26 protein-coding genes are annotated in these 23,177 nt (G+C 71.8%); 14 read left to right on the top strand and 12 right to left on the bottom strand.

What is annotated here, in order from left to right; translation table 11 throughout:
- Nucleotides 1-4 precede the first annotated feature (4 nt).
- On the top strand, nucleotides 5-1,567 hold the full coding sequence (locus ACZ607_RS20615) for a mucoidy inhibitor MuiA family protein (protein ID WP_469736506.1): 1,563 nt from the start codon (nucleotides 5-7) through the stop codon (nucleotides 1,565-1,567).
- Nucleotides 1,568-1,576: 9 nt separating this feature from the next.
- On the opposite strand, the gene ACZ607_RS20610 is transcribed toward ACZ607_RS20615, so the two are convergent.
- Both ACZ607_RS20610 and ACZ607_RS20605 read right to left on the bottom strand, forming a co-directional pair.
- Complete coding sequence (locus tag ACZ607_RS20610) at nucleotides 1,577-2,353, bottom strand: DUF427 domain-containing protein (RefSeq protein ID WP_469736504.1); 777 nt, start codon at nucleotides 2,351-2,353, stop codon at nucleotides 1,577-1,579.
- A 98-nt stretch (nucleotides 2,354-2,451) separates the two neighbouring features.
- Entirely contained in the window at nucleotides 2,452-4,599 is a 2,148-nt protein-coding gene (locus ACZ607_RS20605; RefSeq protein WP_469736502.1) for an FUSC family protein, read from the bottom strand.
- A 296-nt stretch (nucleotides 4,600-4,895) separates the two neighbouring features.
- Between ACZ607_RS20605 and yhfZ the strand changes: the two genes are divergently transcribed.
- The 8 genes from yhfZ (at nucleotide 4,896) to ACZ607_RS20565 (ending at nucleotide 12,684) form a co-directional block, all read left to right on the top strand.
- Nucleotides 4,896-5,834, top strand: coding sequence for a GntR family transcriptional regulator YhfZ (gene yhfZ / locus ACZ607_RS20600; RefSeq protein WP_469736500.1), 939 nt, complete (start codon nucleotides 4,896-4,898; stop codon nucleotides 5,832-5,834).
- A 97-nt stretch (nucleotides 5,835-5,931) separates the two neighbouring features.
- Nucleotides 5,932-6,318, top strand: a complete 387-nt coding sequence (locus ACZ607_RS20595) for a transcriptional antiterminator (RefSeq protein ID WP_469736498.1) — start codon at nucleotides 5,932-5,934, stop codon at nucleotides 6,316-6,318.
- Between the two features lie 95 nt (nucleotides 6,319-6,413).
- Complete coding sequence (locus ACZ607_RS20590; protein WP_469736496.1) at nucleotides 6,414-6,770, top strand: DUF2620 domain-containing protein; 357 nt, start codon at nucleotides 6,414-6,416, stop codon at nucleotides 6,768-6,770.
- 42 nt (nucleotides 6,771-6,812) lie between these two features.
- Nucleotides 6,813-8,147: a YhfT family protein gene (locus ACZ607_RS20585; protein WP_469736494.1), complete on the top strand. Its 1,335-nt coding sequence runs from the start codon at nucleotides 6,813-6,815 to the stop codon at nucleotides 8,145-8,147.
- A gap of 45 nt (nucleotides 8,148-8,192) precedes the next feature.
- The gene (locus tag ACZ607_RS20580; RefSeq protein WP_469736493.1) at nucleotides 8,193-9,149 is read left to right on the top strand and encodes a phosphotriesterase family protein; all 957 of its coding nucleotides are present in this window, start codon (nucleotides 8,193-8,195) and stop codon (nucleotides 9,147-9,149) included.
- Nucleotide 9,150: 1 nt separating this feature from the next.
- Complete coding sequence (locus tag ACZ607_RS20575; protein WP_469736491.1) at nucleotides 9,151-10,266, top strand: aminotransferase class V-fold PLP-dependent enzyme; 1,116 nt, start codon at nucleotides 9,151-9,153, stop codon at nucleotides 10,264-10,266.
- Between the two features lie 2 nt (nucleotides 10,267-10,268).
- A complete protein-coding gene (locus ACZ607_RS20570) occupies nucleotides 10,269-11,432 on the top strand; it encodes an alanine racemase (protein ID WP_469736489.1) in 1,164 nt (387 codons plus the stop codon).
- Nucleotides 11,433-11,442: 10 nt separating this feature from the next.
- Entirely contained in the window at nucleotides 11,443-12,684 is a 1,242-nt protein-coding gene (locus tag ACZ607_RS20565; RefSeq protein WP_469736487.1) for a phosphopentomutase, read from the top strand.
- Between the two features lie 147 nt (nucleotides 12,685-12,831).
- Here ACZ607_RS20565 and ACZ607_RS20560 read toward each other — a convergent pair whose 3' ends face one another.
- Nucleotides 12,832-13,281 carry a spore-associated protein gene (locus tag ACZ607_RS20560; protein ID WP_469736485.1) on the bottom strand — a complete coding sequence of 150 codons (450 nt, stop codon included), beginning with the start codon at nucleotides 13,279-13,281 and terminating at the stop codon, nucleotides 12,832-12,834.
- A gap of 242 nt (nucleotides 13,282-13,523) precedes the next feature.
- Between ACZ607_RS20560 and ACZ607_RS20555 the strand changes: the two genes are divergently transcribed.
- Nucleotides 13,524-14,072: a tellurite resistance TerB family protein gene (locus ACZ607_RS20555; RefSeq protein WP_469736483.1), complete on the top strand. Its 549-nt coding sequence runs from the start codon at nucleotides 13,524-13,526 to the stop codon at nucleotides 14,070-14,072.
- A 14-nt stretch (nucleotides 14,073-14,086) separates the two neighbouring features.
- Here ACZ607_RS20555 and ACZ607_RS20550 read toward each other — a convergent pair whose 3' ends face one another.
- The gene (locus tag ACZ607_RS20550; RefSeq protein ID WP_469736481.1) at nucleotides 14,087-14,476 is read right to left on the bottom strand and encodes a thiol-disulfide oxidoreductase DCC family protein; all 390 of its coding nucleotides are present in this window, start codon (nucleotides 14,474-14,476) and stop codon (nucleotides 14,087-14,089) included.
- 234 nt (nucleotides 14,477-14,710) lie between these two features.
- Here ACZ607_RS20550 and bla point away from each other — a divergent pair, with 234 nt between their 5' ends.
- On the top strand, nucleotides 14,711-15,703 hold the full coding sequence (gene bla, locus ACZ607_RS20545) for a class A beta-lactamase (protein ID WP_469736479.1): 993 nt from the start codon (nucleotides 14,711-14,713) through the stop codon (nucleotides 15,701-15,703).
- Here bla and ACZ607_RS20540 read toward each other — a convergent pair.
- The 3 genes from ACZ607_RS20540 to hemC all read right to left on the bottom strand — a co-directional run bounded on the left by ACZ607_RS20540 (nucleotide 15,691) and on the right by hemC (nucleotide 17,788).
- Nucleotides 15,691-16,077, bottom strand: coding sequence for a VOC family protein (locus tag ACZ607_RS20540; RefSeq protein WP_469736477.1), 387 nt, complete (start codon nucleotides 16,075-16,077; stop codon nucleotides 15,691-15,693). The two genes, bla and ACZ607_RS20540, sit on opposite strands and share 13 nt — an antisense overlap.
- 45 nt (nucleotides 16,078-16,122) lie before the next feature.
- On the bottom strand, nucleotides 16,123-16,566 hold the full coding sequence (locus ACZ607_RS20535; RefSeq protein WP_469736475.1) for an SRPBCC family protein: 444 nt from the start codon (nucleotides 16,564-16,566) through the stop codon (nucleotides 16,123-16,125).
- Nucleotides 16,567-16,852: 286 nt separating this feature from the next.
- Nucleotides 16,853-17,788, bottom strand: a complete 936-nt coding sequence (gene hemC / locus ACZ607_RS20530) for a hydroxymethylbilane synthase (protein ID WP_469736473.1) — start codon at nucleotides 17,786-17,788, stop codon at nucleotides 16,853-16,855.
- Between the two features lie 397 nt (nucleotides 17,789-18,185).
- Between hemC and ACZ607_RS20525 the strand changes: the two genes are divergently transcribed.
- Entirely contained in the window at nucleotides 18,186-19,001 is an 816-nt protein-coding gene (locus tag ACZ607_RS20525; protein WP_469736472.1) for an SAM-dependent methyltransferase, read from the top strand.
- A 62-nt stretch (nucleotides 19,002-19,063) separates the two neighbouring features.
- Here ACZ607_RS20525 and ACZ607_RS20520 read toward each other — a convergent pair whose 3' ends face one another.
- Both ACZ607_RS20520 and ACZ607_RS20515 read right to left on the bottom strand, forming a co-directional pair.
- Nucleotides 19,064-19,990, bottom strand: coding sequence for a helix-turn-helix domain-containing protein (locus ACZ607_RS20520; RefSeq protein WP_469736470.1), 927 nt, complete (start codon nucleotides 19,988-19,990; stop codon nucleotides 19,064-19,066).
- Between the two features lie 107 nt (nucleotides 19,991-20,097).
- Nucleotides 20,098-20,334, bottom strand: a complete 237-nt coding sequence (locus ACZ607_RS20515) for a DUF397 domain-containing protein (RefSeq protein ID WP_469736469.1) — start codon at nucleotides 20,332-20,334, stop codon at nucleotides 20,098-20,100.
- 198 nt (nucleotides 20,335-20,532) lie between these two features.
- Between ACZ607_RS20515 and ACZ607_RS20510 the strand changes: the two genes are divergently transcribed.
- A complete protein-coding gene (locus tag ACZ607_RS20510; RefSeq protein WP_469736467.1) occupies nucleotides 20,533-21,054 on the top strand; it encodes an ATP-binding protein in 522 nt (173 codons plus the stop codon).
- A gap of 30 nt (nucleotides 21,055-21,084) precedes the next feature.
- Here the strand turns inward: ACZ607_RS20510 and ACZ607_RS20505 are convergent, their stop codons facing one another.
- From ACZ607_RS20505 to ACZ607_RS20495, 3 genes are all read right to left on the bottom strand, one after another.
- Nucleotides 21,085-21,717: an SGNH/GDSL hydrolase family protein gene (locus ACZ607_RS20505; protein ID WP_469736465.1), complete on the bottom strand. Its 633-nt coding sequence runs from the start codon at nucleotides 21,715-21,717 to the stop codon at nucleotides 21,085-21,087.
- A 109-nt stretch (nucleotides 21,718-21,826) separates the two neighbouring features.
- Complete coding sequence (locus ACZ607_RS20500; protein ID WP_187327294.1) at nucleotides 21,827-21,988, bottom strand: hypothetical protein; 162 nt, start codon at nucleotides 21,986-21,988, stop codon at nucleotides 21,827-21,829.
- A gap of 194 nt (nucleotides 21,989-22,182) precedes the next feature.
- Complete coding sequence (locus tag ACZ607_RS20495) at nucleotides 22,183-22,593, bottom strand: organic hydroperoxide resistance protein (RefSeq protein WP_469736462.1); 411 nt, start codon at nucleotides 22,591-22,593, stop codon at nucleotides 22,183-22,185.
- A 110-nt stretch (nucleotides 22,594-22,703) separates the two neighbouring features.
- On the opposite strand from ACZ607_RS20495, the gene ACZ607_RS20490 reads away from it, so the two are divergent.
- The gene (locus ACZ607_RS20490; RefSeq protein ID WP_469736460.1) at nucleotides 22,704-23,174 is read left to right on the top strand and encodes a MarR family winged helix-turn-helix transcriptional regulator; all 471 of its coding nucleotides are present in this window, start codon (nucleotides 22,704-22,706) and stop codon (nucleotides 23,172-23,174) included.
- Nucleotides 23,175-23,177: the final 3 nt, after the last annotated feature.

Raw genomic sequence — 23,177 nt, 5'->3', positions numbered from 1 at the left:
CGCCATGACCACGACTCAGAAGCCGATCGCTCTTCCCGTCACCGCGGTGACCTGCCTGGAGGACCGCGCACACGTCGAGCGTGCCGTCGTGCTCGACCTGGAGGCAGGGGTCCAGCGGCTGCGCCTCGGCCCGGTCAGCGCACTGGCCGTCGACCGGACGCTCCACGCCGAGCTGACCGCCGATCACCCGGCGACCGTGCTCGACGTACGGATCACCCGCAGCTGGAAACCGCGCGGTCCGGTGCCTGACGCGGAGGACGACTCCGCTCTGCGGCTGCGGGTGCACACCCTGCGGGGCGAGCAACTCGCCCTGGAGCGGCGGCGCGACCGGCTGGAGGCCCGACGGGATCTCCTCGGCCGGCTCGCGGCGGATCTGCTGCGGGACATCGGCGAGGGTGCGGGCGCGGGTGAGACGGACAGCGCCCGCTGGTCGGGTGAGCTGGACCGGGTCGACGGGGAACGTGCCTCGTGCGGGGAGCAGTCGCGTGTCGTCGAGGCCGAGCTGGCGGCTCTGGCCGATGAGCTCGGGCAGACCGAGCGGGCCCTCCACGCGTCGGAGGAGCAGCCGGCGGAGCTCGTCGGTCATGTCGAGCTGACCGTGGAGACCGCGGCCGCAGGGCCGGTCGGGCTGCGGCTGAGTCACCTCACCTCGTGTGCGCTGTGGCGGCCCGCCTACCGGGCGGTGCTCGACGGGGGCTCCCTGACGCTGGAGACCGACGCGATGGTCTGGCAGCGCACCGGCGAGGACTGGTCGGACGTACGGCTGACGCTGTCGACGGCCCGTTCGGCGCTGGCCACCGATCCGCCGCGTCTGGGTGAGGACCGGCTGACGCTCATGGACCGCTCCGCCGCGGACCGCCGCACGGTCGGCGTCGAGCTGCGCGAGGAGGAGATCGGGAGTCTCGGTCCTGCCCCGGTCGTGGGCCTTCCGGGGGTGGACGACGGAGGGGAGGTACGGGTGTTGCGGGCCCCGGCGCCCGTCTCCGTACCCGGCGACGGGCGTGCGCACCGTGTGCCGCTTTCCGTTTTCAGCACCGACGCCCGGAGTGAGTACGCCTGCTCACCCGAGTTGTCCCCTCTGGTCACCCGGGTCGTGCGGTTCGACAACCTGGCCGGTCACGCGCTGCTCGCCGGGCCCGTGGACCTGGTGCGCGGCAGTGGATTCGCCGGCCGTGGCACGGTGGAGTTCTCCGCCCCCGGTGCCCCGGTCGAACTGGCCTTCGGCAGTTGCGACGACCACCGGGTGGTCCGGCACACCGAGGAGACGCGGGAGACGGCCGGTATCACCCAGCGGAGCGTCATCACGCGCACGGTCCGGCTGCACCTGTCGCGGTTCTCCGCTCCCGGTGAGCAGGGGGACCGGGTGGTCGTCCTGCGGGAGCGGCTCCCGGTCTCCGAGGTCTCGGCCGTGGAGGTCGGTCTGCGTCGGGAGTCCTGCTCCCCCGAGCCCGGCACGGTCGACGCCGAGGGGATCGTCCGCTGGGACGTCACGCTCCCGCCGGACGGCCACCGCACGGTCACCCTGGTCTACGAGATCTCGGCGAGCGCCAAGGTCACCGGGCTCTGAGCCGCTGTTCTACGGGGCCGGAGGGGAGCGCCTCGGGAGCGGCGTGCCGTCGACGTGGAGGTCGACGTGCTCGTTGTAGAACGCGACCATGCCGGCGATGCGGTTGACCTGGACCGTCGGGAAGTCGTACGCCCAGGCGATGTCGTCGTGGCGGGCGGTGGCGCCGTCGAACGACCAGTAGCCGGTCGTCGTGCCCTTGTACGGGCAGCGGGTCACCGTGTCGGAGGGACGCAGCCGGGCCCAGTCGACGTGCGTGCGGTCGAGGTAGTAGCGGGTGGGCAGGCCGGTCTCGAACAGCGTGACGCAGCTGGGCGCTTCCGCCAGCACGACGCCTTCGAGTTCGACGCGGACGCTGCTGGACGAGCGCAGCGCGTCCACCCGGGCGTACGGGCTCCTGGGGTGGACGAAGACGGGCTCGTCCTCCTCGAACCAGGAGTCGAGCGCCGCCCACTCGAACCGTACGGTGCCCCGGACGGGCTCCGGGGCGGTGTCGTCCCACACCCAGGCCGCGCCTTCCCGGACCTCGGATCCGGCCCGGAGCGTCTGGCGCCGGGCGGGCCAGGCGCCGAGCGTCTCGACGTGCTGCTCGTCGGTGAGCACTCCGTCGACCAGGTCGTCGGCCGGGACGCTGAATTGGGGGTAGGGGGGCCATTCCCATACGTACAGGGCGCGGCGGGTGTCGAAGACGAGGTGTCCGCCGATGGTTCCCCTGACGCGTCGGGGCACCGGTTCCACATGGCCGACCGGGGTGAGGAGGCCCGGGTACCGCTTACGGTCGTCCGCCATCGGTCGCCACCTCGGTCCGCTGGTTCGGTGTGCGGTCCCGGTCCGGTCGTGGAGGTTCTCACGCCCTGGCCCGAGGCTCCCCCTTCTCATCCGAAATGCTACTCATCGCGCGGGGCGCGGCACCTTGAGCGGGCGCTCCGGTTACCGCTCGGCAGGCCTTTTCGGGGATCCGGACCGCCGTGTGCCCGGGCGGTGGAGGCCTCGAGCCGGGTGAGCTGGAGGGCGAGGCTCGTCATCCACATCTCCAGGTCGACGGAGAGGGTGGCCGGCGAGCAGCGCTCCGGTGGGGGCACGGGGGGCGTGCCGGGGGCCGGGGTGTCTCCGGTGAGCAGGGAGGCGATCCGGCCGGTCTCCCGTTCGAGGTGGGTCGCCGCGGCCCGGGCCCAGTCGGCGCAGGGGTACGAGGGGCCGGTTGCGGGCCGGAGCCCGAAGCGGGGCAGTCGATAGGCGCCCATCAGGATGTGGTCGGCGACGAGGAGCACCGCGTGCCAGTCGGGGCCGGTGTCCTCGGCCGCCGTTCCGGACTCGCTGCGGTACTGGGCGTACGCCGCCTCGGCGAGGCGCAGCCGGTGCACGCTCGGCAGGGTCCGCGGCGGGGCCGGCGTCACGGGTGCCGGGGTGAGCAGGTCCTCCGCGGTGGGCGGGACCAGCGTGCCGCAGGTGCGCAGCAGTGCGGCCATGGCGCGGACGGCCTCGCGCCGGGCCCCGGCCGGCCAGGCCAGGAGTCCGCACAGGAGGCCGATCACGCTTCCGGTGGCGACGTCGATCATCCGTGCCTCGGACAGCTGCCAGGTGACGGGCGCCATCTGGGCGAAGGCGGTGGCCACGACCAGGGTGAACAGCCCTTGCGCGTACGCGATTCCGAGTAGTGGGCCCAGGGAGAACCCCACCAGCATGGCGGGGGCGAGCAGGGCGGCGTACGCGTCGGTGTGGGTGCCGAGCCCGATCAGGAGCGCTCCCGCCGCCAGCGCCCCGACGGCGTTGCCGGCGAGGGCCTCGCGTACCGCCTTCCAGGCGGCGCCCACCGTCGTACGTCCGAGGGTCAGCACGGCGAGCAGCACCCAGAACCCGTGGGCCAGGTCGAGGGAGCCGGCGACCAGCCGGGCGGCCGCGAGGCCGAGCGCGATCCGGACGGCGTTCTGGAAGAGCACCGACCGCAGCGTGATGTTGCCGAGGACGCGCCGTGCCCACAGCCTCGGCGTGGAGAGTCCGGCGTACCAGAAGAGGTCGTGCGGGGCGGGTTGGTCGGCCGGTCTGCCGTTGGCCGCGATGTCGACGGCGACTTCCATGATCCGTGCCGATTCGGCGAGGGCCAGTACCCGTGACTGGCGTCGCAGTACGTCGGTCCGGGGTGGCGGATCTGGCGTGGGCGCCCCGGAAGCCGGGCCGGCGCGTGCCGACTGGAATTCGCGCATGGCCTGCTCCAGTGCTCCGGGTGCCGGTGGGGGGCGCCCGGTGCGCAGGGACCGCGCACAGGTGTCGCACACGGTCGCGACCTCGTCGAGGAGGGCGGCCGATGCCGGGTCGGCTGCCGGTGGGAGCTCGGCGAGGGCCGCGAGCTGGTCGAGGAGCCGGCGTACCGCGCGGCCCGTCTGGTCCAGTGCGCGGTCCGTCCGGCTCGCACCGGCGGGGCGTTCCGACGGCGGGAGCCGTGAGAGGCGCATCCTCGCACCGGCCTCGCGCAGGTCCCGTGGTGGCACCCCGGCGTCGGCGGCTCCGCGGGCAGCCGTGTCGATGGCGTCCGCGAGCCGGTGGCGGTAGGCCCGCACGGGCGGGTCGGGCAGCAGGATCTCGGTGGCCGCGAGAAGCAGGATTCCCACGGCCAGCCCGGTCAGCCGCTCCCCGAGCGACTCCGGGTCGTACGGCGGGAAGCAGGCCAGGATGTAGAAGAGCTGGAGGCCCGGGGCGGCGCCGGCCGCGCGCGGGCCGGCCACTGCGGCGAACGCCAGCAGGAAGCCGACGGCGAGCATGCCGCCGGTCGCCGCCCAGGTGTTGACCGCGAGAGCCGTCCCCAGTGCGGCGAGAGCCAGTGCCGGGGGCAGTACCCGCAGGATCACGAGGGCCTGTCCGCGGCCGGATCCGGGGATGGCGGAGAGCAGGCCGACGGCGATGGGGGCGAAGAGCGCGTAGAGCGCCGCGGTCGGCCGTTCGGCGGCGTACAGGAGCGGGTAGAAGCCGGCGGTCGCCGCGAGCGTGATGCGGAGGGCTCTGCGCAGGATCGCCGGCCGCCCCGCCTGGGGGGTCATGCTCGGGCCCTCTTCCCGCGTACGGCTTCCACGCGTGGGGCGCCGCGCCGGCGCGCCGGGCAGGCGTGGTGGGACGGCCGTGGCCGTGTTCTCATGCCGCACGCCTCCCGCCGGTGAACGTCCGGCCGCGCTCTCGGGCTCCGGCCGCCTGCCGCCATTGTCGATCCGCACGGAACCGCGCGCTCGCGGTGCCGGTGCGCGGCGGTCACGGGCCGTCAGCCGGGTCGTCAGGCCGGGGACGAATCCGGTTCCACCGAGCCTTGTCAGTATCCAGAATCCTGTTTACTGTTTGATTTGTGAACGACCTGGACGCCCGCTTCCTCACGCGCAACGGCCTCGCCGCCCGGCAGCTGGCCGCCGTGCTCCTGCACCACGAGCCGGAGACCCGCCTGCCCCGCGTGCGGGACTTCGCGGAGCAGCTGGGCTGCGGGAACGGCACGGTGCAGGCGGCCCTTCAGCTGCTGGAGCAGTCCGGGGCGATCGTCACGACGGCCCGGGGCCACCTCGGGACGTTCCTCGTCAGCTCGGACCGCACGATCCTGTGGCGGCTGTCCGGGCTGGGCACTCTCCTCGCCGCCATGCCGCTCCCCTACTCCCGTCGTTACGAGGGTCTGGCGACCGGGCTGCGCGGTGCCTTCGAGGCGGCGGGCGCGCCGTTCGCGGTCACGTTCATGCGGGGTGCGGGTGCCCGTACGGCCGCGCTGCTGGAAGGCAAGGCCGACCTGGTCGTCCTGTCACGTCTCGCCGCCGACCAGCTGATCGCGGAGCATCCGGTGGAGCTGGTGGCGGACCTCGGGCCCGCCACGTACGTGGGTGCTCACGGCATGCTCGTACGCCATGGGGTCGATCTCCGGGCGCCGGGGCTGCGGGTGGCCATCGACCACACCTCGGAGGATCTGCGGATGCTCGTCGAGCGGGTCTTCGCCGGCCGGGAGGACATCGAGTGGCGGGAGGCCTCGTACATGCAGCTGCCCGATCTGTTCTCCCGTGACGAGGTGGACGCGACGGTGTGGAATCTCGACGAGGCGCGGGGCCGGGTCGGGCTCGGTGTCGACGTGCTGCCGCTCGGTGACGAGGTGACCCGGGAGCTGGCGTTGCGCAACTCCAGCGCCGCGGTGATCTGCCGGTCCGACGGGGCGACGGCGCTGGCCGCGATCCGTGCCTCGCTCGATCTGTCCCTGGTGACGCGGTTGCAGGGTGAGGTCCTGAGGGGTGAGCGCATCCCCTCCTACTGACCGGTGGCGGGCCGGTGACCGGAGTCTCATATTTCCGGAGCGTCGCCCGTCCTGAAAATACAGAATCCTGGTTACTGTTGATTTTAGGAGGATCACCATGGACGACCAGCTCGCACTGCGGCTCCAGCTCTTCCGCGAGGGTGGTCAGGTCAGGCCCGAGGTGGCCGACTTCGTCACCGCCGAACTGACCTCGCTGGAGTCCGAGGGCCTGACCGTCACCGAGGCGACGGCCGGGATGCTCACCAGTCATCTGATGATGGCGCTCGGCCGCCTGCTGGACGGGGAGCCGATCGAGCAGTTCCTCACCGACGACCAGGTCGCCGCGGAGCTCGCCGGGCACCCCGGCGCCGTCGCCCGGGCCCGCGCCGTCTCGGTGCGTGCCGAGCGGCAGCTGGGGGCGGCGCTCCCCGAGTCGGAGGTCAACTTCCTCGGCATGCACCTGGCCGTGCTCGCTCAGCAGTCCCCTTCCCCGCCCACGCCCTGACCGGCGGCGTCCGGCTGTACGGACACCCCGCACCCCGCACACGAATCCCACTCCGCTCACGAACGAATACGACGAATACAGGGAGAAGAACAGCGATGACGAAGATCCTCACCGGTGGAGTCGGCAAGGTCGAGGTCACCCGGGCCATCGGCGGACTCGGGATCGACGCGCTCGACGTCGTCCCCTCCAGCGACATGGACGCCGCGATGAAGCTCCGGGCCGGCCAGGCCGACTACTACCTGGGCACCTGTCACACCGGCGCCGGCGCCTCCCTGGGCGTACTCGTCGGCCTCATGGGCAGTGCCGCCTGCCACACCTTCGGGCGGAGCGTGCCCACCGAGGACGAGATCTCCGCCCTGCTCGCCGAGGGCAAGAAGGTCTTCGGCTTCTCGATGGACCAGATCGACGCCATCGCCCCCATGATGGCGCGCGCCATCGCCGCCCGCGGCTGACCCGCGGCTCCTCGCATCGTCCCGGGCACCAAGGAGTGACTCGTGAGCACCACACTCGCCGCCGGTACCAGCCTGGACTTCACGCTGGCCCAGCAACTGACCGTGATCGCCCTCTGCGCGCTGACGGCCTACATCTCGCACATGGCCCTGGCCGTCTTCAATGACGGTGTACGTCCCTTCCTGCTGGACTTCATCCAGGGGCGCACCACCCGCAGCGCGACGACGGCTGTCTCCTTCGGTCTCTCCGCGGGGTTCATCTTCGGGCTCGGCGCCCCGATGGCGCTGTCCACCGGTGTGCTGAATCCGTGGCTCGTCTTCCTGCCCACCGACATCCTCGGGATGCTGTCGCCGAAGAAGTGGCTCGCCCCGGTCCTCGGTGCCGCCTGGGGCGCCGTCGTCGTGTTCGGGCTGAACGGCGCGAACAACGTGGCGCACGACCTCCCGGTCGACTTCCTGACCGCGATGCAGCAGATGTCGACACCGATCCTGTTCCTCTTCACGCTGTTCCCGGTGCTCGCCATCACCAAGCAGTTCGGCCGCAGGTGGGGCGGTGTCGCGGGCGCCCTCGAACTGGTCCTCGTCGTGATGACCATGAAGCTGTGGCCGAACATGTTCGCCGGGGCGCTCGCCATGGCGGCCGGTGTGCTGATGCTCATCGGGCTTGCGGTCTCCAAGGACGTCAGGCAGCGCCGGGCCGACCGGGCGGAGGGTGTCGTCGAGGAGGTCCCGCAGGACGATCCGATGGCGTCCCTCTTCAGCGCCAGCGCGGCCCGGCTGCGCAGGTATCTGCCGCTGTTCATGGTGCTGGGCGCGGGGGTCTGTGTGCTCGCCCAGATGCACATATTCGGCGGCGGCGAGGCGACGAGCTTCCTGATCGCGAAGGGGCAGTACTCCGAAGCGGCCCAGGTGGACTTCTACCGGGTGTTCGGCTTCATCCCGCTCATCGCGACGACCGCGCTGGCCTCCGGCGCGTACGGGATCGCCGGGTTCACGCTGGTGTACCCGATCGGTTACCTCATGCCGAACCCGTTCCTCGCGGCCGTGGTCGGCGCGGTCGTGTTCGCCGTCGAGGTCCTGGCGCTCTCCTGGATCGGCAGGATCCTCGGCAAGCTCCCCAGTGTGCGGGACTCGTCCGAGCATCTGCGCAGCGCCATCGGGGAGACCCTCCAGCTGGCGATCCTCTTCGGTTCGCTGATGGCCGCGAACGCGATGGGAGGCGGCCTCGGCATCCTCGTCGTCGGCGGTCTCTACCTGCTGAACGAGGCGATGGGCCGGCCGGTCGTGAGGATGGCCGCCGCTCCCGCCGCCGTGATCGTCGGCGGCATCCTCCTCAACATCCTGTACTGGCTCGACCTGTTCACCCCGGTCAAGGGCTGACCACACCGGGACAGGACCGGGCCGTACGAGAGAGAGACCCCCACGATGAACCGCTCCGCACCACGCACGCTGCGCACCGTCACCGGAGAGCTGCCCGCCGCCTCCGTACGCGGTCCCGTTCTCGCGCACGAGCACCTCGTCCTCGATCTGGACCGCCGGGGTGACGGCGCGGCCGTCCTCCACCCGGAGCACCACTCGGCCGCAGTGACCGCCGAACTGGCTTCGCTGCGTGAGGAGTTCGGGCTCTCACTCGTCGTCGAGCTGACCTGCCGGGGCATGGGCCGTGACATCGGGACCCTGGCCAGGATCTCCCGGGACGCCCGGGTCGCCGTCGTCGCGGCCACCGGCTGGTACTACGAGCCGTTCCACACGCCGGAGACCGAGCAGGGCGATGTGGAGCAGCTGGCCGGTCTCCTCGTCCGCGAGGTCGAGGAGGGCATCGGCGCCAGCGGTGTCCTGCCGGGTGTGCTCGGCGAGATCGGCAGCCACGGCGACGTCCCGACGGCCGCCGAGGCCAAGGTGCTCCGGGCGGGTGCGCGGGCCGCGGTGGCCACGGGTCTCTCCGTCGCCACTCACGCGCAGCTCGGCAGGGGCGGGCTCGCCCAGCTGGAGCTGCTCACCGGTGAGGGCCTGCCGGCGGACCGGATCAGCATCGGTCACCAGGACCTGCTCGACGACCCGGGTGTCCACCGGGAGCTCGCGGCGCGAGGGGCGTACGTCGCCTTCGACACCGTGGGCAAGTCGGCGTACCGGAGCGACCGGGACCGGCTTGAGCTGCTGCTCGCCCTTCTGGAGGCCGGCCACGCCGACCGCGTCCTGCTCAGCTGCGACATCTCCCGCCATGGCTACCTCCTGGACGAGGGGGGCCAGGGGTACGGCCACCTGTTCCGGGGCTTTCTTCCCGCGCTCCGGGCGGCGGGCGCCGACGACGGCGTGATCGATCTGCTGACCCGCCGCAATCCGCTGCGCTTCCTGACCGGCGCGAGCGAGGAGGACAACTGACATGAGTCCCGTACTGCCGACGACCTTCCCACTGGCGACGGTCTCCCTGAAGGACGCCGTCGCGCAGCAGTTCCGGCTGCTGGAGGCGACCGCCGCCCACTTCGAGGGGCCCCAGCTCTTCTCGGCCGACGCCGGCGTGGTCCCCGGCCTGGGCCGTCCGCACACCACCGCCCGCGTCGAGGCCGTCCTCGCGGACTTCTTCGGAGCCGAGGACGCCGCCTTCGTGCAGGGCGCAGGCACGGGTGCGATCCGGGCCGCCCTCAACGCCGCCGTCCGTGCCGGTGACCCGCTGCTCATCCACCGCGCCCCGGTGTACCGCACCACCGAGGTCACGCTGCGGGGCATCGGCGTGCGGACCGTCGAGGCGGACTTCAACGACCCACAGGCTCTTCAGGAGGCCCTCGCGTCCGGGCGGTTCCGGTGGGCGTACGTCCAGCACACCAGGCAACGGCTGGGCGACTCCTACGACCCCGCCGAGGTGCTCGCGGCCTGCCGCGCGGCCGGGGTCCGCACGATCGTCGACGACAACTACGCCGTCATGCGCACCCCGGCCGCCGGGGTGGAGCTGGGCGCCGACGCCTCCTGCTTCTCCCTGTTCAAGCTGCACGGGCCCGAGGGCGTCGGCATCGTCGTCGGTGCCCGTGACCTCGTCGCGCACGTCCGGGGGGACAACTACTCGGGCGGCGGACAGGTCCAGGGCCATCAGGCGCTGGACGCGCTGCGCGCCCTCACCCATGTCCCCGTGATGTGGTCCGTGCAGTCCCGCGTCGGCGCCGAGGTCGCGGAGCGGCTGGCGGCCGGAGAGGTGGAGGGGGTGGCGGAGGTACGCGTCGCCAACGCCCAGGACCGTTGTCTGCTCGTCCGTCTGGACCGTCCCGTCGCCCGCGAGCTGCCTGCCGTGGCCGCCCGTTTCGGAGCGGCGCCGTATCCCGTCGGTTCCAACTCCCGTTACGAGATCGCCCCGCTCTTCTACCGCATGTCCAGCTCCGCCCTGGACGACTCCCCCGAGCTGGCCGACTGGACGGTGCGCATCAATCCGATGCGGGCCGGTGCGGACCTCGTCATCGGCATCCTGCGCAGCTCGCTCGCCGCCCTGGACGACCAGAAGGACCACTGACCGTGTTTCTCGACACCCTGCTCACCCGTAACCCCGGGCTCGTCGACGCCGCGGCCGCCCTCCACCGAGCCGGCGCGATCCCGCCCGACACCTATGTCATGGACCTGGATGCCGTCGAGGAGAACGCCGCGCTGCTGGCGGCCGAGGCGGAACGGGTCGGCGTCGGGCTCTGGTTCGTCGTCAAGCAGCTCGGCCGCAACCCCGAGCTGATCCGGGCCATCGCCCGGCACATCCCTCGCTCCGCCGCCATCGACCTGGCCGAGGCCCGCACCCTTCAGGCCGCCGGAGCACGTCCCGGCAACGTGGGCCACCTCGTCCAGATCCCGCGCCGTGCGCTGCCCGAGGTGCTCGCCCACCGCCCGGAGACCGTCACCGTCTTCGATGCGGCCAACGCCCGTGCCGTCTCCGACGCGGCGCGCGAACTGGGCTTCGTCCAGGACGTCCTGATCCGGATGGAGGGCGCCGACGGCTCCGTCTACCCCGGCCAGGAGGGTGGCGTACCGCTGGCCCGGCTGGACGTCCTCGCCGAGGAGGCGGAGGCGCTGGAGGGGATCCGCATCGGGGGCGTCACCGCATTCCCCTGCGTCCTGTGCGATCCGTCCACGGGCCGGCCGGCCGCCACCCCCAACTTCGGTCTGGCGCTGAAGGCCCGCGAACTCCTGGAATCGCGTGGGCACCACGGCCTGAGGCTCAGCGCGCCCAGCGCCACCTCGATGGCGTCCCTCCCCCTGCTCGCGGAGCTGGGCGCCACCCACGGCGAACCGGGCCATGCCCTCACCGGCACCACCCCGCTGCACGCCGTCGATCCGACGCAGCCCGAGAAGCCCGCCTATGTGTACGTCAGCGAGGTCGCCCACTTCCTCGACGACGGGCGCCCGGCGGTGTACGGCGGCGGGTTCTACGCCCGCTCCCACATCCGCGGCGCCCTTCTGCCGCGTACCGGCGCCCGCCTGGGCGTGGTGGACGCCCCCGCCGAGAACATCGACTACTACAGGCTGCTCGACGCGCCCCCCGAAGGCGCGGACGTCCGCGTCGGCGACGCGGCGCTGTTCGCCTTCCGCACCCAGATCTTCGTCACCCGTTCGACCGTCGCCGTCGTCTCCGGAGCAGCCTCCGGCACTCCGCGGCTGCACGGCCTGTACGACGCCCAGGGCCGAGCCCTGTAAGGAGCACCTCATGGCCAAGACCGTCATCGTCGTCATCGACGGATTCGGCATCGGCGCCATGCCCGACGCGGGCGACCTTCGCCCCGGAGACCTGGCCGCCGACACCTGCGGGCACGTCCTCGACCATGCCCGCACCGCGTTCGGCCGGCCGTTGCGCCTGCCGATGCTGGGGGCGCTGGGGCTCGGGCTGGTCCATCCGCATCCGGACCTGGCCCGCCGGACGCATCTGCCGGTGGCCGCGGGCCGGGCCGCGCTCGGCTACCCGGGTGCGGACACCTTCGCCGGTCACCAGACGATGATGGGCGCGGACTTCAGCCGGGTGACGGTGGCACGGCTCGCCGATCATCTCGACGAGGTGACCGAAGCGCTCCGGGCCGCCGGCCACCGAACCGAACGGGCGGACGGGCAGCCGCTGCTGGTCGTCGACGGCGCCGTACTGGTCCACGACAACCTGGAGGCCGATCCGGGGATCAACTGGAACGCGTCCGGCCGCCTCGACGACCTGCCGTTCGACGGCCCGGGCGGGATCCTCGCCATCGCCCGGACCGTGCGCTCCGTCGCCCCGGTCGCCCGCGTCATCGCGGTCGGCGGGCACGCGGACGGCCCGCTGTCCTCCTTCGTCCGCCCCGGCGACGGCGGGACGGTCGGGCTGGACACCCCGGCCACGGGCTTCTACCGCAACGGCGGGCTCCAGGTGCAGCACCTGGGCGCGCCGCTGGATCACACCCGCCAGCTCCCCGGCCTGGCCGCCCGGGCCGGCATCCCGGTCACCCTGGTGGGCAAGGCGGCCGACATCCTGGTGTGCGAGGCGGCGGAGCGCCATCCGGCCGTGGACACGGGTGATGTCCTGTCGCACACCCTGGAGGCGGTACGCGCCGGGGGCGACGCCCTGGTGGTGGCGAACGTGCAGGAGACGGACCTGGCGGGGCATCAGCAGGACACCGAGCGGTACGGGCGCCTGCTGGAGCGGGTGGACGCCGGGCTCGCCGGGCTCGCGGCGCTGCTCGGGGAACCGGGCGATCGCCTGATCGTCACCGGTGACCACGGCAACGACCCCACGATCGGCCACGCGCATCACACCCGGGAGTACGTGCCGGTGCTGATCCACCGGCCCGGCACGCACGGGGCCGAACTCCTGCCGGACGCGCACAGTCTGGCCGACGTGGGGGCCACGGCCGCGCTCTCGCTGGCCCTGGACCCGGAGGAACTGGCCGGGGGCACGCCCCTGCACGCCGGTCGCCGCGCGGCCTGAACCCGGCGCACCATAGGACGCGGGCCCGGCAGACGTTCCTGCCGGGCCCGCGGCTGATCACGGCACGGGACAACTCCCCCACTGCGGCTCAGAGAGGGGCGCGATCGTACCGGTGTGAGAGAGAACGTACTGGCGACGGTGAGGGGGTCAGCGGATCTCGGTGGTGCGCTGCTCCTTCAGTGAGGCGCAGTTGGAGTTCTCCACCGACACGTACACGTTGGCGATGCTGCCGCCCCAGCTGACGCAGTAGCCCTTGCCGTAGACGTAGCCCGGGCCGGCGTACGAGGTGAAGTTGCCGTCGTCCCCGGCCCAGTCGTCGGTGGCGGGGACGTAGATGTACGTGGACATGGGCTTGGCCGAGCCCGGGTTGGTGCGGATGGTCGCGACGCAGTTCTTGCCGTTGGCGGCGTTGTACGTCAGGTACACGGTGCCCAGCGAGCCGACGGCTACCGAGTTCACGGTCTTGTAGGCCTTGCCGCAGACGCCCTGCGGCGTGACGTTCGGTGCGGCGGAGGCGGTCGCGCCGAACGCGACCGTGCCGCCCACCGCGAGCGCGGTGGCTGCCCCGACAGCCGCGACACTACGGATGATTCGCATATTTCCCCCTTGTGTCCCCGAGAGCTGTTTGCTCCCACTTGATGTGACCGTCGAACGGCACGGATGGTTGCACCGCATCCACGCAGAGGTACGGAACGGCCCCACGGACCGGACCGAGCCCTCACTGCCGGCACCTTCTCCTTCCTGGCCACTTTGCGGAACCTTTACCCGGGGCGGCCCGTTGACCGGATGAGCGCTCAGGCTCGTGAACGACCACTCAGACGAAGACCGAGGTGACGTCGATGGCAGTGTGGGACCGACTCAAGGATCAGGCCAGGACGCTCCAGCAGTCCCAGGGAGCGCGCGGGTCGACGGCCGGACGGAGCGGGCGGCAGGGATCCGGCGGTGGTGCGCGCGCCCAGCTGGTGAGCACGCTCAAGTCGCAGCTCACGTCGCTCAGGACGGAGCTGAAGAGCGGCGCCTACCGCGACGGCAGTATGGCGATGTGCGCTCTCGTCGCCGCGGCGGACGGGCATGTGGACCCTGCCGAGCGGGCGCACGTGGAATCGATGATCCTCGGCAACGACGTCCTGCAGAACTTCCCGCCGGAGGAGCTGCGCCGGCGTTTCGACAAGCACGTGGACCAGCTCGCCCTCAACTTCCAGCAGGGCAAGGCCGATGCCCTGCAGGAGATCGCCAAGACGTCCAAGAAGCCGACCGAGGCGAGGGCGGTCCTGCAGACCGGCATCGTCGTCGCCGGCGCCGACGGCGACTTCTCCCAGGCCGAGCACCTGATCCTTCGGGAGGCGTGCACGGCGCTGGGACTGTCCCCGGCGGAATTCCAGCTCTGAGCGAAGGGGGGAGCCTATGCCTGCGGCCGGCGGTCCGCGGGGAGTGCGCAGGCGGGCGTGCCGCCCGGCATCCGCTCACGGTTGTTCGCGACGAGCCGGTACACACCGTGGGCGATCCAGCGGAGCGGCGGCAGGGTCAGCAGCGCGCCCAGGACGGCCCAGCCTCTTCCGGCGCTCAGCAGCAGCTTGGCGACGGCCTGCGCACCGCCCTGGATCACGCCGGAGGGAGTGACCCACAACAGTTCGTACTCCGCTCGCTCCCGGGTGGCACCGAGGGCGTCCATCTCCGCGAACTGCCACGGGGTGATCTCACACCTCGGCCGGATATGCCGTTCGGCGAACTGGACTGAGGAGGTGCAGAAGGCGCAGTCTCCGTCATAGATGAGCACAGGTCGCGTTCGCATGGCCTCATCATGCCGCACAGCAGGGCGGCGACGTCCGTGACGTACTGCGCGTGCCCGTCCGGGGCGACGACACGGCCGGGACCTCGCGGGTGAACGGGCGTGCCCGCCCTAGTCTGGGGCGGCCAGACCGCTGTCGGCCGTGCCGTACGCCCTGGACACCCCGAACCATCGGGGCCTGTCCGCATCGCAGGCAGGCGGGCGGGAGCACTCTCGGACCCAGGAAGTCTCACCTTCGTGCCCACCCCTCTCCCCCGCCGCGCCGCACTCTCCGCGCTCGCCGGTCTCGTTGCCGGTCCGCTCGCCGGGTGCGGCTCGGTCGCCCCTGACGCCGCGCCGCGGGCCCCCTCCGGGGGAGCACCCTCCTCTTCCGAGCACACCGAACAGGCCGAACAGGCCGCACAGGCCGCGCATCGAAGGGAACAGGCATTCGGCGAGCTTGAGCAGAAGTTCGACGCGCGGGTGGGCGTGTACGCGGTCGACACCGGCAGCGGGCTGACCGTCTCACACCGCCCGGACGAGCGCTTCGCCTACGCCTCGACCTGCAAGGCGCTCCTGGCGGGTGCCCTGCTGAGGACATACAAGCTCCCGAAGCTCGACCGGCGCATCCGGTACGGCCCGGACGATCTCGTCGCCAACTCCCCGGTCACCGGGCAGCACGTGGACACGGGGCTCACCCTCCGCGAGCTGTGCGACGCGGCCGTCCGCCACAGCGACAACGCCGCGGCCAATCTCCTCTTCCGTGAGCTAGGAGGCCCCCGTCGCCTCCAGGACGCACTCGTCGCTCTCGGCGACCGCACCACCCGGTGCGACCGCATCGAGCCCGATCTCAGCGAGGCCGCGCCCGGCGATGTCCGCGACACCAGTACGCCCCGCGCCCTGGCCGGCGATCTGGGCGCCTATGCGCTCGGCACCGCTCTCGACGCGGACCGGCGGGCCGTGCTGAACGCCTGGCTGGAGGGCAACACCACGGGCGACGCCCTCATCCGTTCGGGTGCTCCGGCCGGATGGGTGGTGGGCGACAAGACCGGCACGGGCGGCTACGGCACGCGCAACGACATCGCCGTCGTACGGCCGCCCGGCTCCGCGCCGGTCGTCCTCGCCGTGCTCTCGCGCCGTGACGTCCGTGACGCGGAGCCGCAGGACGCCCTAGTCGCGGAGGCGGCCCGCGTCGCGCTCGACGCCTTCGCCCGGGGGAACCGTCCCCCTGAGGGCGCTCAGGGCCGGTAGCGGAGCGGATGGTCGGCGGGCACCTCGGTCAGCACGATGCGGTGGCCGTCCGGATCGGCGATCCACATCTCGATCAGGCCCCAGGGTTCCTGGAGGGGTGGGCGGAGGACCCGTGCCCCACGGGCCGCGATCTCCTCGTGCGCGGCCGCGCAGTCGTCGACCTGCATCCAGAGCCGCAGGGTGTCGGTCGGCGGTACGTCCGAACGCCCGGACACCTCGAGGAAGCCTCCGCCGAGGAAGTACACCGTTCCCCGGTCGGGGCCGGTACCGAACTCCCGGTAGACGGGCAGCCCGAGCGTCCGTCCGTAGAAGTCGCGGGAGGCCTCCGGGTCTGCGGGCCTCAGCAATACCCTGCTGCTCAGTACATGCACCATGGCCCCGACCCTACGCGGGGCCGGTACGGGCTGCGGCGTACCTCGTCAGGAGGACTCCACGGCGGCTCTGATCCGCTGTCCGAAGGCAGGGGCGTCCTTCCGCGCGGCGGCGGCGGCGAACCCGACGAGGAGTTTTCCCACGCCGTGGCCCTCCAGGTCGTTGAAGATCCGCACCCGCGTCCGGCCGTCCGAGAGGGGCTCCAGGTCGTAGCCGCCTTCCCGGGCCGTCACGAGGTTGGACGAGAGTTCGTTCCAGCGGATGCGGGTCGGAGCGGCGAGTTCGCTGATCCGGAACTCACGCCGGGTCGTCATCCCCGCGTCCTTCACCGTGCTGCGGAAGACAGTGCCCACAGCGGTCGGGCCGGCCGGGGACTTGGCGATGTTCTGGACACGGGGGCTGAACTTCCTGTCGTTCTCGCCGTCCGCCAGGAAGGCGAACACCTCTGCGACAGGGCGGTCGATGTCGACCGTCGCCTCGAACCGGGGCATGAGGTTTCCTCTCGTACGACGGGCGCGGCACACCGCGTGGCACACCCTGAGTGACGCCGACTCCCAGGATCCGTGCTCCGGCCACGGTCGGCAGCCGGACCGGCGTCTCCGGCGGGCAATCGGGTGTCTCCGCTCCCGCGCCGGGTGGCCGCGGGCCGCCGCCCGGCGCGGGAGCGGTCCGCTAGCTCCTCGACCCTGCCGGTCCGGCTCGGCACCTGAGTCCGCACCGGTCCGGTGCGGCCCGGCGGACAGGAACCGCCGGGCCGCACGGATCACCTGCCCGGGTTCAGTGGGCGATGGTGTCGATCAGCTCGCGTGCGCCCTGGCGCAGCAGGGCGACGGCCACGGAGGTGCCGAGGGTGGCGGGGTCGAGCGGTCCGGCCCACTCGTGCGCGTTGAGGACGGTCTTGCCGTCGGGGGTGAACACGCAGGCGCGCAGCGAGAGGTCTCCGTTGCGGTGCGAGGTGGCGTACCCGGCGATCGGTGAGTTGCAGTGGCCCTGGAGGACGTGGAGGAACATGCGCTCGGCCGTGACCTCCCGGTAGGTGCCCGGGTGGTTGAGGACACTCACGGCGTCGATGGTCCGGGTGTCGTCCTCGCGGCACTGCAGCGCGAGGACGCCCGCGCCGATGGGCGGGCACATCGTCTCCGGGGTGAGGACGTCGCTGATGACGTCGGGGCGGCCGATGCGGTGGAGGCCCGCCACGGCCAGGAGGAGCGCGTCGGCCTCCCCCGCGGCGAGCTTCGCCAGTCGCCGGTTGGCGTTCCCGCGGAACGGTACGCAGTCCAGGTGGGGGTGCGAGGCGGCGAGTTGGGCTGTCCTGCGGACCGACGAGGTGCCGACGCGGGTGCCGTCGGGGAGCTGGTCGAGCGTGAGTCCGTCCGGGTGGACGAGGGCGTCGCGGATGTCGTCGCGCTTCAGGAACGCGGCGAACGTCGTGCCGGCGGGGAGCGGGCGGTCGGCGGGGATGTCCTTGACACAGTGGACGGCCAGGTCCGCCTCGCCGGCGAGCAGGGCGGCGTCGACCTCCTTGGTGAAGGCGCCCTTCCCCTCGACCTTCGACAGGTCCCCCATCCACTTGTCGCCCGTGGTCCTGACGGGGACGACCTCGGTGGTGATGGAGGGGCTGTGGGCGGCGAGTTCGGCCCTGACGCGTTCGACCTGGGCCAGGGCCATGGGTGAGTCGCGCGAGACGATGCGGATCAGCTCAGGGGCGGACATGGCAAACACGATAGACCGCCGGGACCGTACGGCGGTCCCGCGACGCGTTGCCTGGTGCCCCTTCAGGCCCGCTGTGGTGGGATCGGCGGGTGCGGTTGCCGTCGATTTCCAGCCGCGTTGGAATGACGCTCATCCCGGCGCCCGCACGGGCCCCTGGCATAGTAGGCCGGGCGACAAGAGATGTTTCGGCAGGAAGAGTTGACGCCCTGTCGGCTCGAAGTCCCGGGCAGCCGGGACGGTGCCGGGCACGACGGCGTCCGGCAAGCGGCCGTGTGTGGCCGATTCGGGCCCCTGCGGCCTTGCCTCACTCCCGCGAGGACTGTCAGCCACCCTGAGAGATCCCTAGCATGACCCCTCACGGACACCGACTTCTCTCACCGAGAACCGCGAGGGCTGGATGAGCAACGGGGACACCTCCATTCCGAAGAACATCGACGTGAACGTGCCGAGCGTCGCGCGGATGTACGACTACTACCTGGGCGGCAAGGACAACTACCCTGCCGACCGGGTGGCGTGTGAGCAGCTCCTGGAGCATGTGCCGAGCACCAAGGTCCTGGCGGTGAACAACCGAAGGTTTCTGCGGCGTGTCGTGCACCACCTGGCGTCCGAGTACGGGATCCGGCAGTTCATCGACCATGGATCCGGCCTCCCGACGCAGGACAACGTCCACCAGGTCGCCCAGCTCGTGGACCCCGGCTCCCGGGTCGTCTACATAGACAACGACCCCATCGTCCTGGCGCACGGCAAGGCCATACTGGAGGAGAACGACCGCACGGCGGTGATCCAGGCGGACATGCGGGACACCGAGGGGATCTTCGGCCACCCGGAGGTGCGCCGGCTCATCGACTTCGAGGAGCCGGTGGCCGCCCTGTTCGTGTCCGTACTGCACTGCATCCCCGACAAGGACGATCCGGCCGACCTGGTGCGCCGCACGGCGGCCCGGCTGGCTCCGGGGAGTTTCCTGGTGGTGTGCCAGCTGGTGAGCGAGGACGCGACCACCCGTGACTTCGTCACCGACTTCATGGCGAAGAGCACCGGCGACCAATGGGGACGGGTGCGTCAGCAGGCGGACGTGCACACGTTCCTGGAGGGCCTGGACGTCCTGGAGCCGGGCCTGGTGGAGGTCTCGACATGGCGGCCCGACTCGGACCTCGCGCCGAAGCAGGCGACCCGGGAGTGGATCGAGTTCGGCGGCGTCGCCCGTAAGTGGTGACCTGACGCCCGGTGCCGGGGGCGGCCGAGCCGACGGCTCCCCGGCGGACCGGAGGCGTCACGTCACACGACGACGCCGCCTCCGCCGTAGCGCTTGAGGGCCTCCCACAGCAGGTCCCTGCTCGCGGCCGGGCTCGGTGACTGGGCGCTGAGCGAGTCGAGGATCCAGCGGTACTCGTCCGTGCTCTCCTGCTTGTTCACCGACGTGGCGTTGGTCAGGTGCTCGATGTACGCCACGTCGGGGAGCCCCTCGACCGCGAAGCGCAGATAGGTGATCCCGTTGCCCGGGGACGTGTGCGCGGTCACGTCGAACGGCGCCACCTGCACGATCACATGGGGCAGTTCCGTCATCTCCAGCAGATGGGCGAGCTGCTCACGCATGACCCGGGTGCCGCCGGTGGGGCGCATCAGCACCGCCTCGTCCAGCAGTACCCAGAGCTTGGGCGCGTCCCGGCGCTCCAGCAACTGCTGGCGCCGCAGCCGCAGTTCCACACGGCGCCGGGTGATCTCCTCCGATTCGAGGGCGTGGCCGGAGCGGACCACCGCATAGGCGTAGTCGGCCGTCTGGAGCAGCCCCGGCACGTAGTGGCCCTCGTACGTACGGATGGACGCCGCGGCCTCCTCGAGACCCACCAGGGGCTCGAACCAGTCCGGCAGCACGTCGGCGTAGGTGCGCCACCAGCCGCGCTGTCCGGCCTTGCGCACCAGATCGATGAACTCGGACGTCCTGTCGGGGTCGGTCACTCCGTAGAGCGCGAGGAGGTCGGCGGCGTCGCGCTCCTTGCAAGGCGAGTGTCCGGTCTCCATTCGGCTGATCTTCGCCGTCGAGCACCGGATCCGGTCGGCGGCGACTTCGGGGGTGATGCCCGCCTCTCCCCGCATCCGCCGCAACTGCGCCCCCAGAACCAGCCGCAGCGCTGTCGGGCTGGCCCCCGTGGACGGGGTGAGCGTCGGCTTGCGTGACGGCTGAAGCGGTTCGATGCCGGGCATGCGGACTCCTGAGGACGGGCGTCGTGACGCCAGTGTGCCATCAGGAGCCCCTTCACGGCCCGGCCGATGCGAGAGTGCCGTGCTTTTTCAGCCCTCCTGCCGTGTGTTCAGGGGGTCATGGTGTCGAAGTCGCCGTCCCTGACGCCCGCGAGGAAGGCGCGCACCTCGTCCTTGGTATAGACGAGCGCGGGCCCTTCGGGGAAGCGGGAGTTGCGGACGGCCACGGATCCACCGGGCAGAAGCGCCATCTCCACGCAGTTCCCACTGGGATTGCTGTGATGGCTCTTCTTCCACTCCACGCCGGTCAGGGAGTTGGCGGGAACGCCGTTGTCGATGTGCTGCATACGGTCCGTCCTTTTCGTTGCGCCGACGCGTACGGGTGAGTCAGGCACCCGCGCCGGGTGAACAGGTGTCCTTGGGTCACACCCTTGGGTGCAATTCCGGATGCAATTGCACCGTGGATGCGGACGGCGAGGATACTAGTGGTCATCCGGCCCCCACGGCACCCCTGACCAGGCTTCAGCGGAGAGTGATCAGCGCTCATGTACGCGGAGAGCACGCCACGTCACGGAGCGGCAGCGCCCGCCCCCGGTCCGGCAGGAGGCGGCGCGGACCCGCACGAGGAGCTGGCGCGGGATCTCGGGATCGGCGCCCCTGGGTTCACCACGCGCGGCCTGGGGGCGGATCCGGAGAGCCTGCGGGAGGCTCGCGCCTTCGTCCGTGCCGCGCTCGCGGCCTGGGGCCTGCACGCGTGCGCGGACGAGGTCACCCTGGTCGCGGGCGAGTTGGTGAGCAACGCGGTCTGTCACGGGCTGCCGCCTGCCTCGGGTCACCCCGGGCAGCAGGCCGCCCGGCTCGGCCTCGCCTGCCAGGACGGGACGCTGGTCTGCGCCGTCAACGACCCGAGCCCCGCCCTGCCCGTGCTGCGCCGGGCGGACGAGTCCGTCGAGCGCGGCCGGGGCCTGCGCATCATCGACGCGCTGAGCAGTTCCTGGGGCTGGTCGCGGCCCTCCGGCGCGGGCAAGACCGTGTGGGCGCGGATCCCGGTCGCACCGGCGGGATAGGACCGGCGGGCGGGATCTTCACCACGGGCCCTACAGCCCGGCCAGTGCCGTCCAGGCGTCCGCGAGGAGCGTGTGCCCGAGGGGAGTGGGGTGGACGCCGTCGCCCGCGATGTGCTCACCGCCGCCGGCGTCACGCGCCGCCTGGTTGAGCAGGCCGTCCGCCGCCAGCAGCGTGGCGCCGAACTCCTGGGCCAGCCTGCGGACCACCTGGATCCGGGGGTCGAGGTCCTCGCGCCAGGCCCACTGCTCGTCCCACACCGGCACGAGGAAGGGCTCGATGAGGATCAGCTGGGCGTCCAGCTCCTCCCGTACCTGCGTGAGGATGGCGCGGTAGTCGTCCTCGTACGCACGCGCGGAGGTGACCACGCCGGAGTCGTAGCGGCGCCAGGTGTCGTTCACGCCGATCAGGACGGACACCACGTCCGGCTCGAGGTCCAGGGCGTCCGCACGCCAGCGGGTGCGGAGATCCGAGACGCCGTCGCCGCTGACGCCCCGGTTGACGAAGGTGATCCCGCTGTCGGGCCGGGCGGACCGCACCCGGTCGGCGGCCATCCGGACGTAGCCGTGCCCCAGAGGGGCGTCCTCACCCATCAGCCGTCCCACGTCGGTGATGCTGTCGCCCTGGAACAGGACGGTGGCCGAGCGGTGCAGGTCGATGGTCACGCGGTGCTCCGGGGGTGAGGATCCAGGGGACGACGGAGATGATCCTGCCCACGGAGGCCCCGCTTGATCCGTTCCGGCCCGCGAGGACCCGGCGTGGCCCGGAACGGGCTCAGCGGGCGGCGGCCGGCGCGCGCACCGCGCTGAAGTCGAGGGCGCTCTCCACCTCGAGCAGGGTCTCCTCGGCCACCCGCCGCACCTCGGCCGGTACGTCGCCCTGCTCCTCCACCAGACCGGCGTAGATCGGTGCGTCGGATGCCTCTGCGAAACTCACGTGAACTGCCTATCGATCGGTTATGCCCGCCAATCAGCGGAAACGGGAGCCGAGTGTACGCGTTCGCCTCCGGCCGCCGGGGGGCGGACCCCGGAAACGGACACCGGCCCCCGGAATTCCGGGGGCCGGGGCGACGGGCCGCGTCTCCGTTCCGTGACGGTCGGGCGACCGGTGGTCCGACTATTCGATTCCGACTATTCGATGACGAGCTCGACGTCGATGTTGCCGCGGGTCGCCTTGGAGTAGGGGCAGTACGCGTGCGTCGCCTCGACCAGTCGCCGGCCCGTCTCCCCCTCGAGCTCCTCGGGCAGCTCGACGCGCATGACGACCGCGAGACCGAAGCCCGAGTCGTCCTTGCCGATCGAGACCTCGGCCGTGACGGCGACGTCCTTGGTGTCGACCTTCATCTCGCGGGCGACCGCGCTCATCGCGCTGGCGAAGCACGCGGCGTATCCGGCGGCGAAGAGCTGCTCCGGGTTCGTGCCCTTCCCGTCGCCCCCGAGGGCCGGCGGCAGCGCGAGCGCGAGGTCGATCTGCCCGTCGGAGCTCACCGCCCGTCCTTCCCGTCCGTTGGCGGTGGCGGCAGCGGTGTACAGCGCGTCCATGGGGTGACCTTCTCTCGTACGAGGGTGACCGAGGCCCGGCCACCCCTTGAGAGTTGCACACAATTGAATTGCACACAACCCAATAGTGGGAGGCGGGTTACTCTGGACCCATGACGCCTCCACCGACCCCTGCCCCCGGCCTGCCGGACACGGAACTGCTCAAGCTGGACCACCAGGTCTGCTTCTCGCTGCAGGCGGCCTCCCGCGCGTTCGGCGGCGTCTACCGGGAGGCCCTCAAGGACCTCGGCCTCACCTACCCGCAGTACCTGGCGATGATGGTCCTCTGGGAGCACGGCCCCCTCCCGGTCAAGACCATCGGCGAGCGGCTGCACCTGGACTCCGGCACGCTGTCGCCGCTGCTGAAGCGGCTGGAGACGGCCGACCTCGTCAGGCGTGAGCGCAGCCGGGAGGACGAGCGGTCGGTCACGGTCCACCTCACCGACGCCGGAGCGGGACTGCGTGAGCGGGCGCTCCCCGTGCCCCGCGCGATCCTCAAGGCCACCGGCCTGTCGGTCCAGGAGATCCTGGACCTGCAGAAGACCCTGGCGCGGCTCACCGAATCCCTCGGCCGGGCAGGCTGAACC

The organism is Streptomyces sp. NPDC104381 (genome assembly GCF_055583745.1).
The sequence above is the reverse complement of the archived record's forward strand: the minus strand, read 5'-3'. Positions and strand labels throughout refer to the sequence as shown.

Excerpts from the sequence above, each read along its gene's own strand:
- ACZ607_RS20615 (WP_469736506.1), top strand. The coding sequence starts at position 5 with ATGACCACGACTCAGAAGCCGATCGCTCTTCCCGTCACCGCGGTGACC.
- ACZ607_RS20610 (WP_469736504.1), bottom strand. The coding sequence starts at position 2,353 with ATGGCGGACGACCGTAAGCGGTACCCGGGCCTCCTCACCCCGGTCGGC.
- ACZ607_RS20605 (WP_469736502.1), bottom strand. The coding sequence starts at position 4,599 with ATGACCCCCCAGGCGGGGCGGCCGGCGATCCTGCGCAGAGCCCTCCGC.
- ACZ607_RS20595 (WP_469736498.1), top strand. The coding sequence starts at position 5,932 with ATGGACGACCAGCTCGCACTGCGGCTCCAGCTCTTCCGCGAGGGTGGT.
- ACZ607_RS20590 (WP_469736496.1), top strand. The coding sequence starts at position 6,414 with ATGACGAAGATCCTCACCGGTGGAGTCGGCAAGGTCGAGGTCACCCGG.
- ACZ607_RS20580 (WP_469736493.1), top strand. The coding sequence starts at position 8,193 with ATGAACCGCTCCGCACCACGCACGCTGCGCACCGTCACCGGAGAGCTG.
- ACZ607_RS20575 (WP_469736491.1), top strand. The coding sequence starts at position 9,151 with ATGAGTCCCGTACTGCCGACGACCTTCCCACTGGCGACGGTCTCCCTG.
- ACZ607_RS20565 (WP_469736487.1), top strand. The coding sequence starts at position 11,443 with ATGGCCAAGACCGTCATCGTCGTCATCGACGGATTCGGCATCGGCGCC.
- ACZ607_RS20560 (WP_469736485.1), bottom strand. The coding sequence starts at position 13,281 with ATGCGAATCATCCGTAGTGTCGCGGCTGTCGGGGCAGCCACCGCGCTC.
- ACZ607_RS20555 (WP_469736483.1), top strand. The coding sequence starts at position 13,524 with ATGGCAGTGTGGGACCGACTCAAGGATCAGGCCAGGACGCTCCAGCAG.
- ACZ607_RS20550 (WP_469736481.1), bottom strand. The coding sequence starts at position 14,476 with ATGCGAACGCGACCTGTGCTCATCTATGACGGAGACTGCGCCTTCTGC.
- ACZ607_RS20540 (WP_469736477.1), bottom strand. The coding sequence starts at position 16,077 with ATGGTGCATGTACTGAGCAGCAGGGTATTGCTGAGGCCCGCAGACCCG.
- ACZ607_RS20535 (WP_469736475.1), bottom strand. The coding sequence starts at position 16,566 with ATGCCCCGGTTCGAGGCGACGGTCGACATCGACCGCCCTGTCGCAGAG.
- hemC (WP_469736473.1), bottom strand. The coding sequence starts at position 17,788 with ATGTCCGCCCCTGAGCTGATCCGCATCGTCTCGCGCGACTCACCCATG.
- ACZ607_RS20525 (WP_469736472.1), top strand. The coding sequence starts at position 18,186 with ATGAGCAACGGGGACACCTCCATTCCGAAGAACATCGACGTGAACGTG.
- ACZ607_RS20520 (WP_469736470.1), bottom strand. The coding sequence starts at position 19,990 with ATGCCCGGCATCGAACCGCTTCAGCCGTCACGCAAGCCGACGCTCACC.
- ACZ607_RS20515 (WP_469736469.1), bottom strand. The coding sequence starts at position 20,334 with ATGCAGCACATCGACAACGGCGTTCCCGCCAACTCCCTGACCGGCGTG.
- ACZ607_RS20510 (WP_469736467.1), top strand. The coding sequence starts at position 20,533 with ATGTACGCGGAGAGCACGCCACGTCACGGAGCGGCAGCGCCCGCCCCC.
- ACZ607_RS20495 (WP_469736462.1), bottom strand. The coding sequence starts at position 22,593 with ATGGACGCGCTGTACACCGCTGCCGCCACCGCCAACGGACGGGAAGGA.
- ACZ607_RS20490 (WP_469736460.1), top strand. The coding sequence starts at position 22,704 with ATGACGCCTCCACCGACCCCTGCCCCCGGCCTGCCGGACACGGAACTG.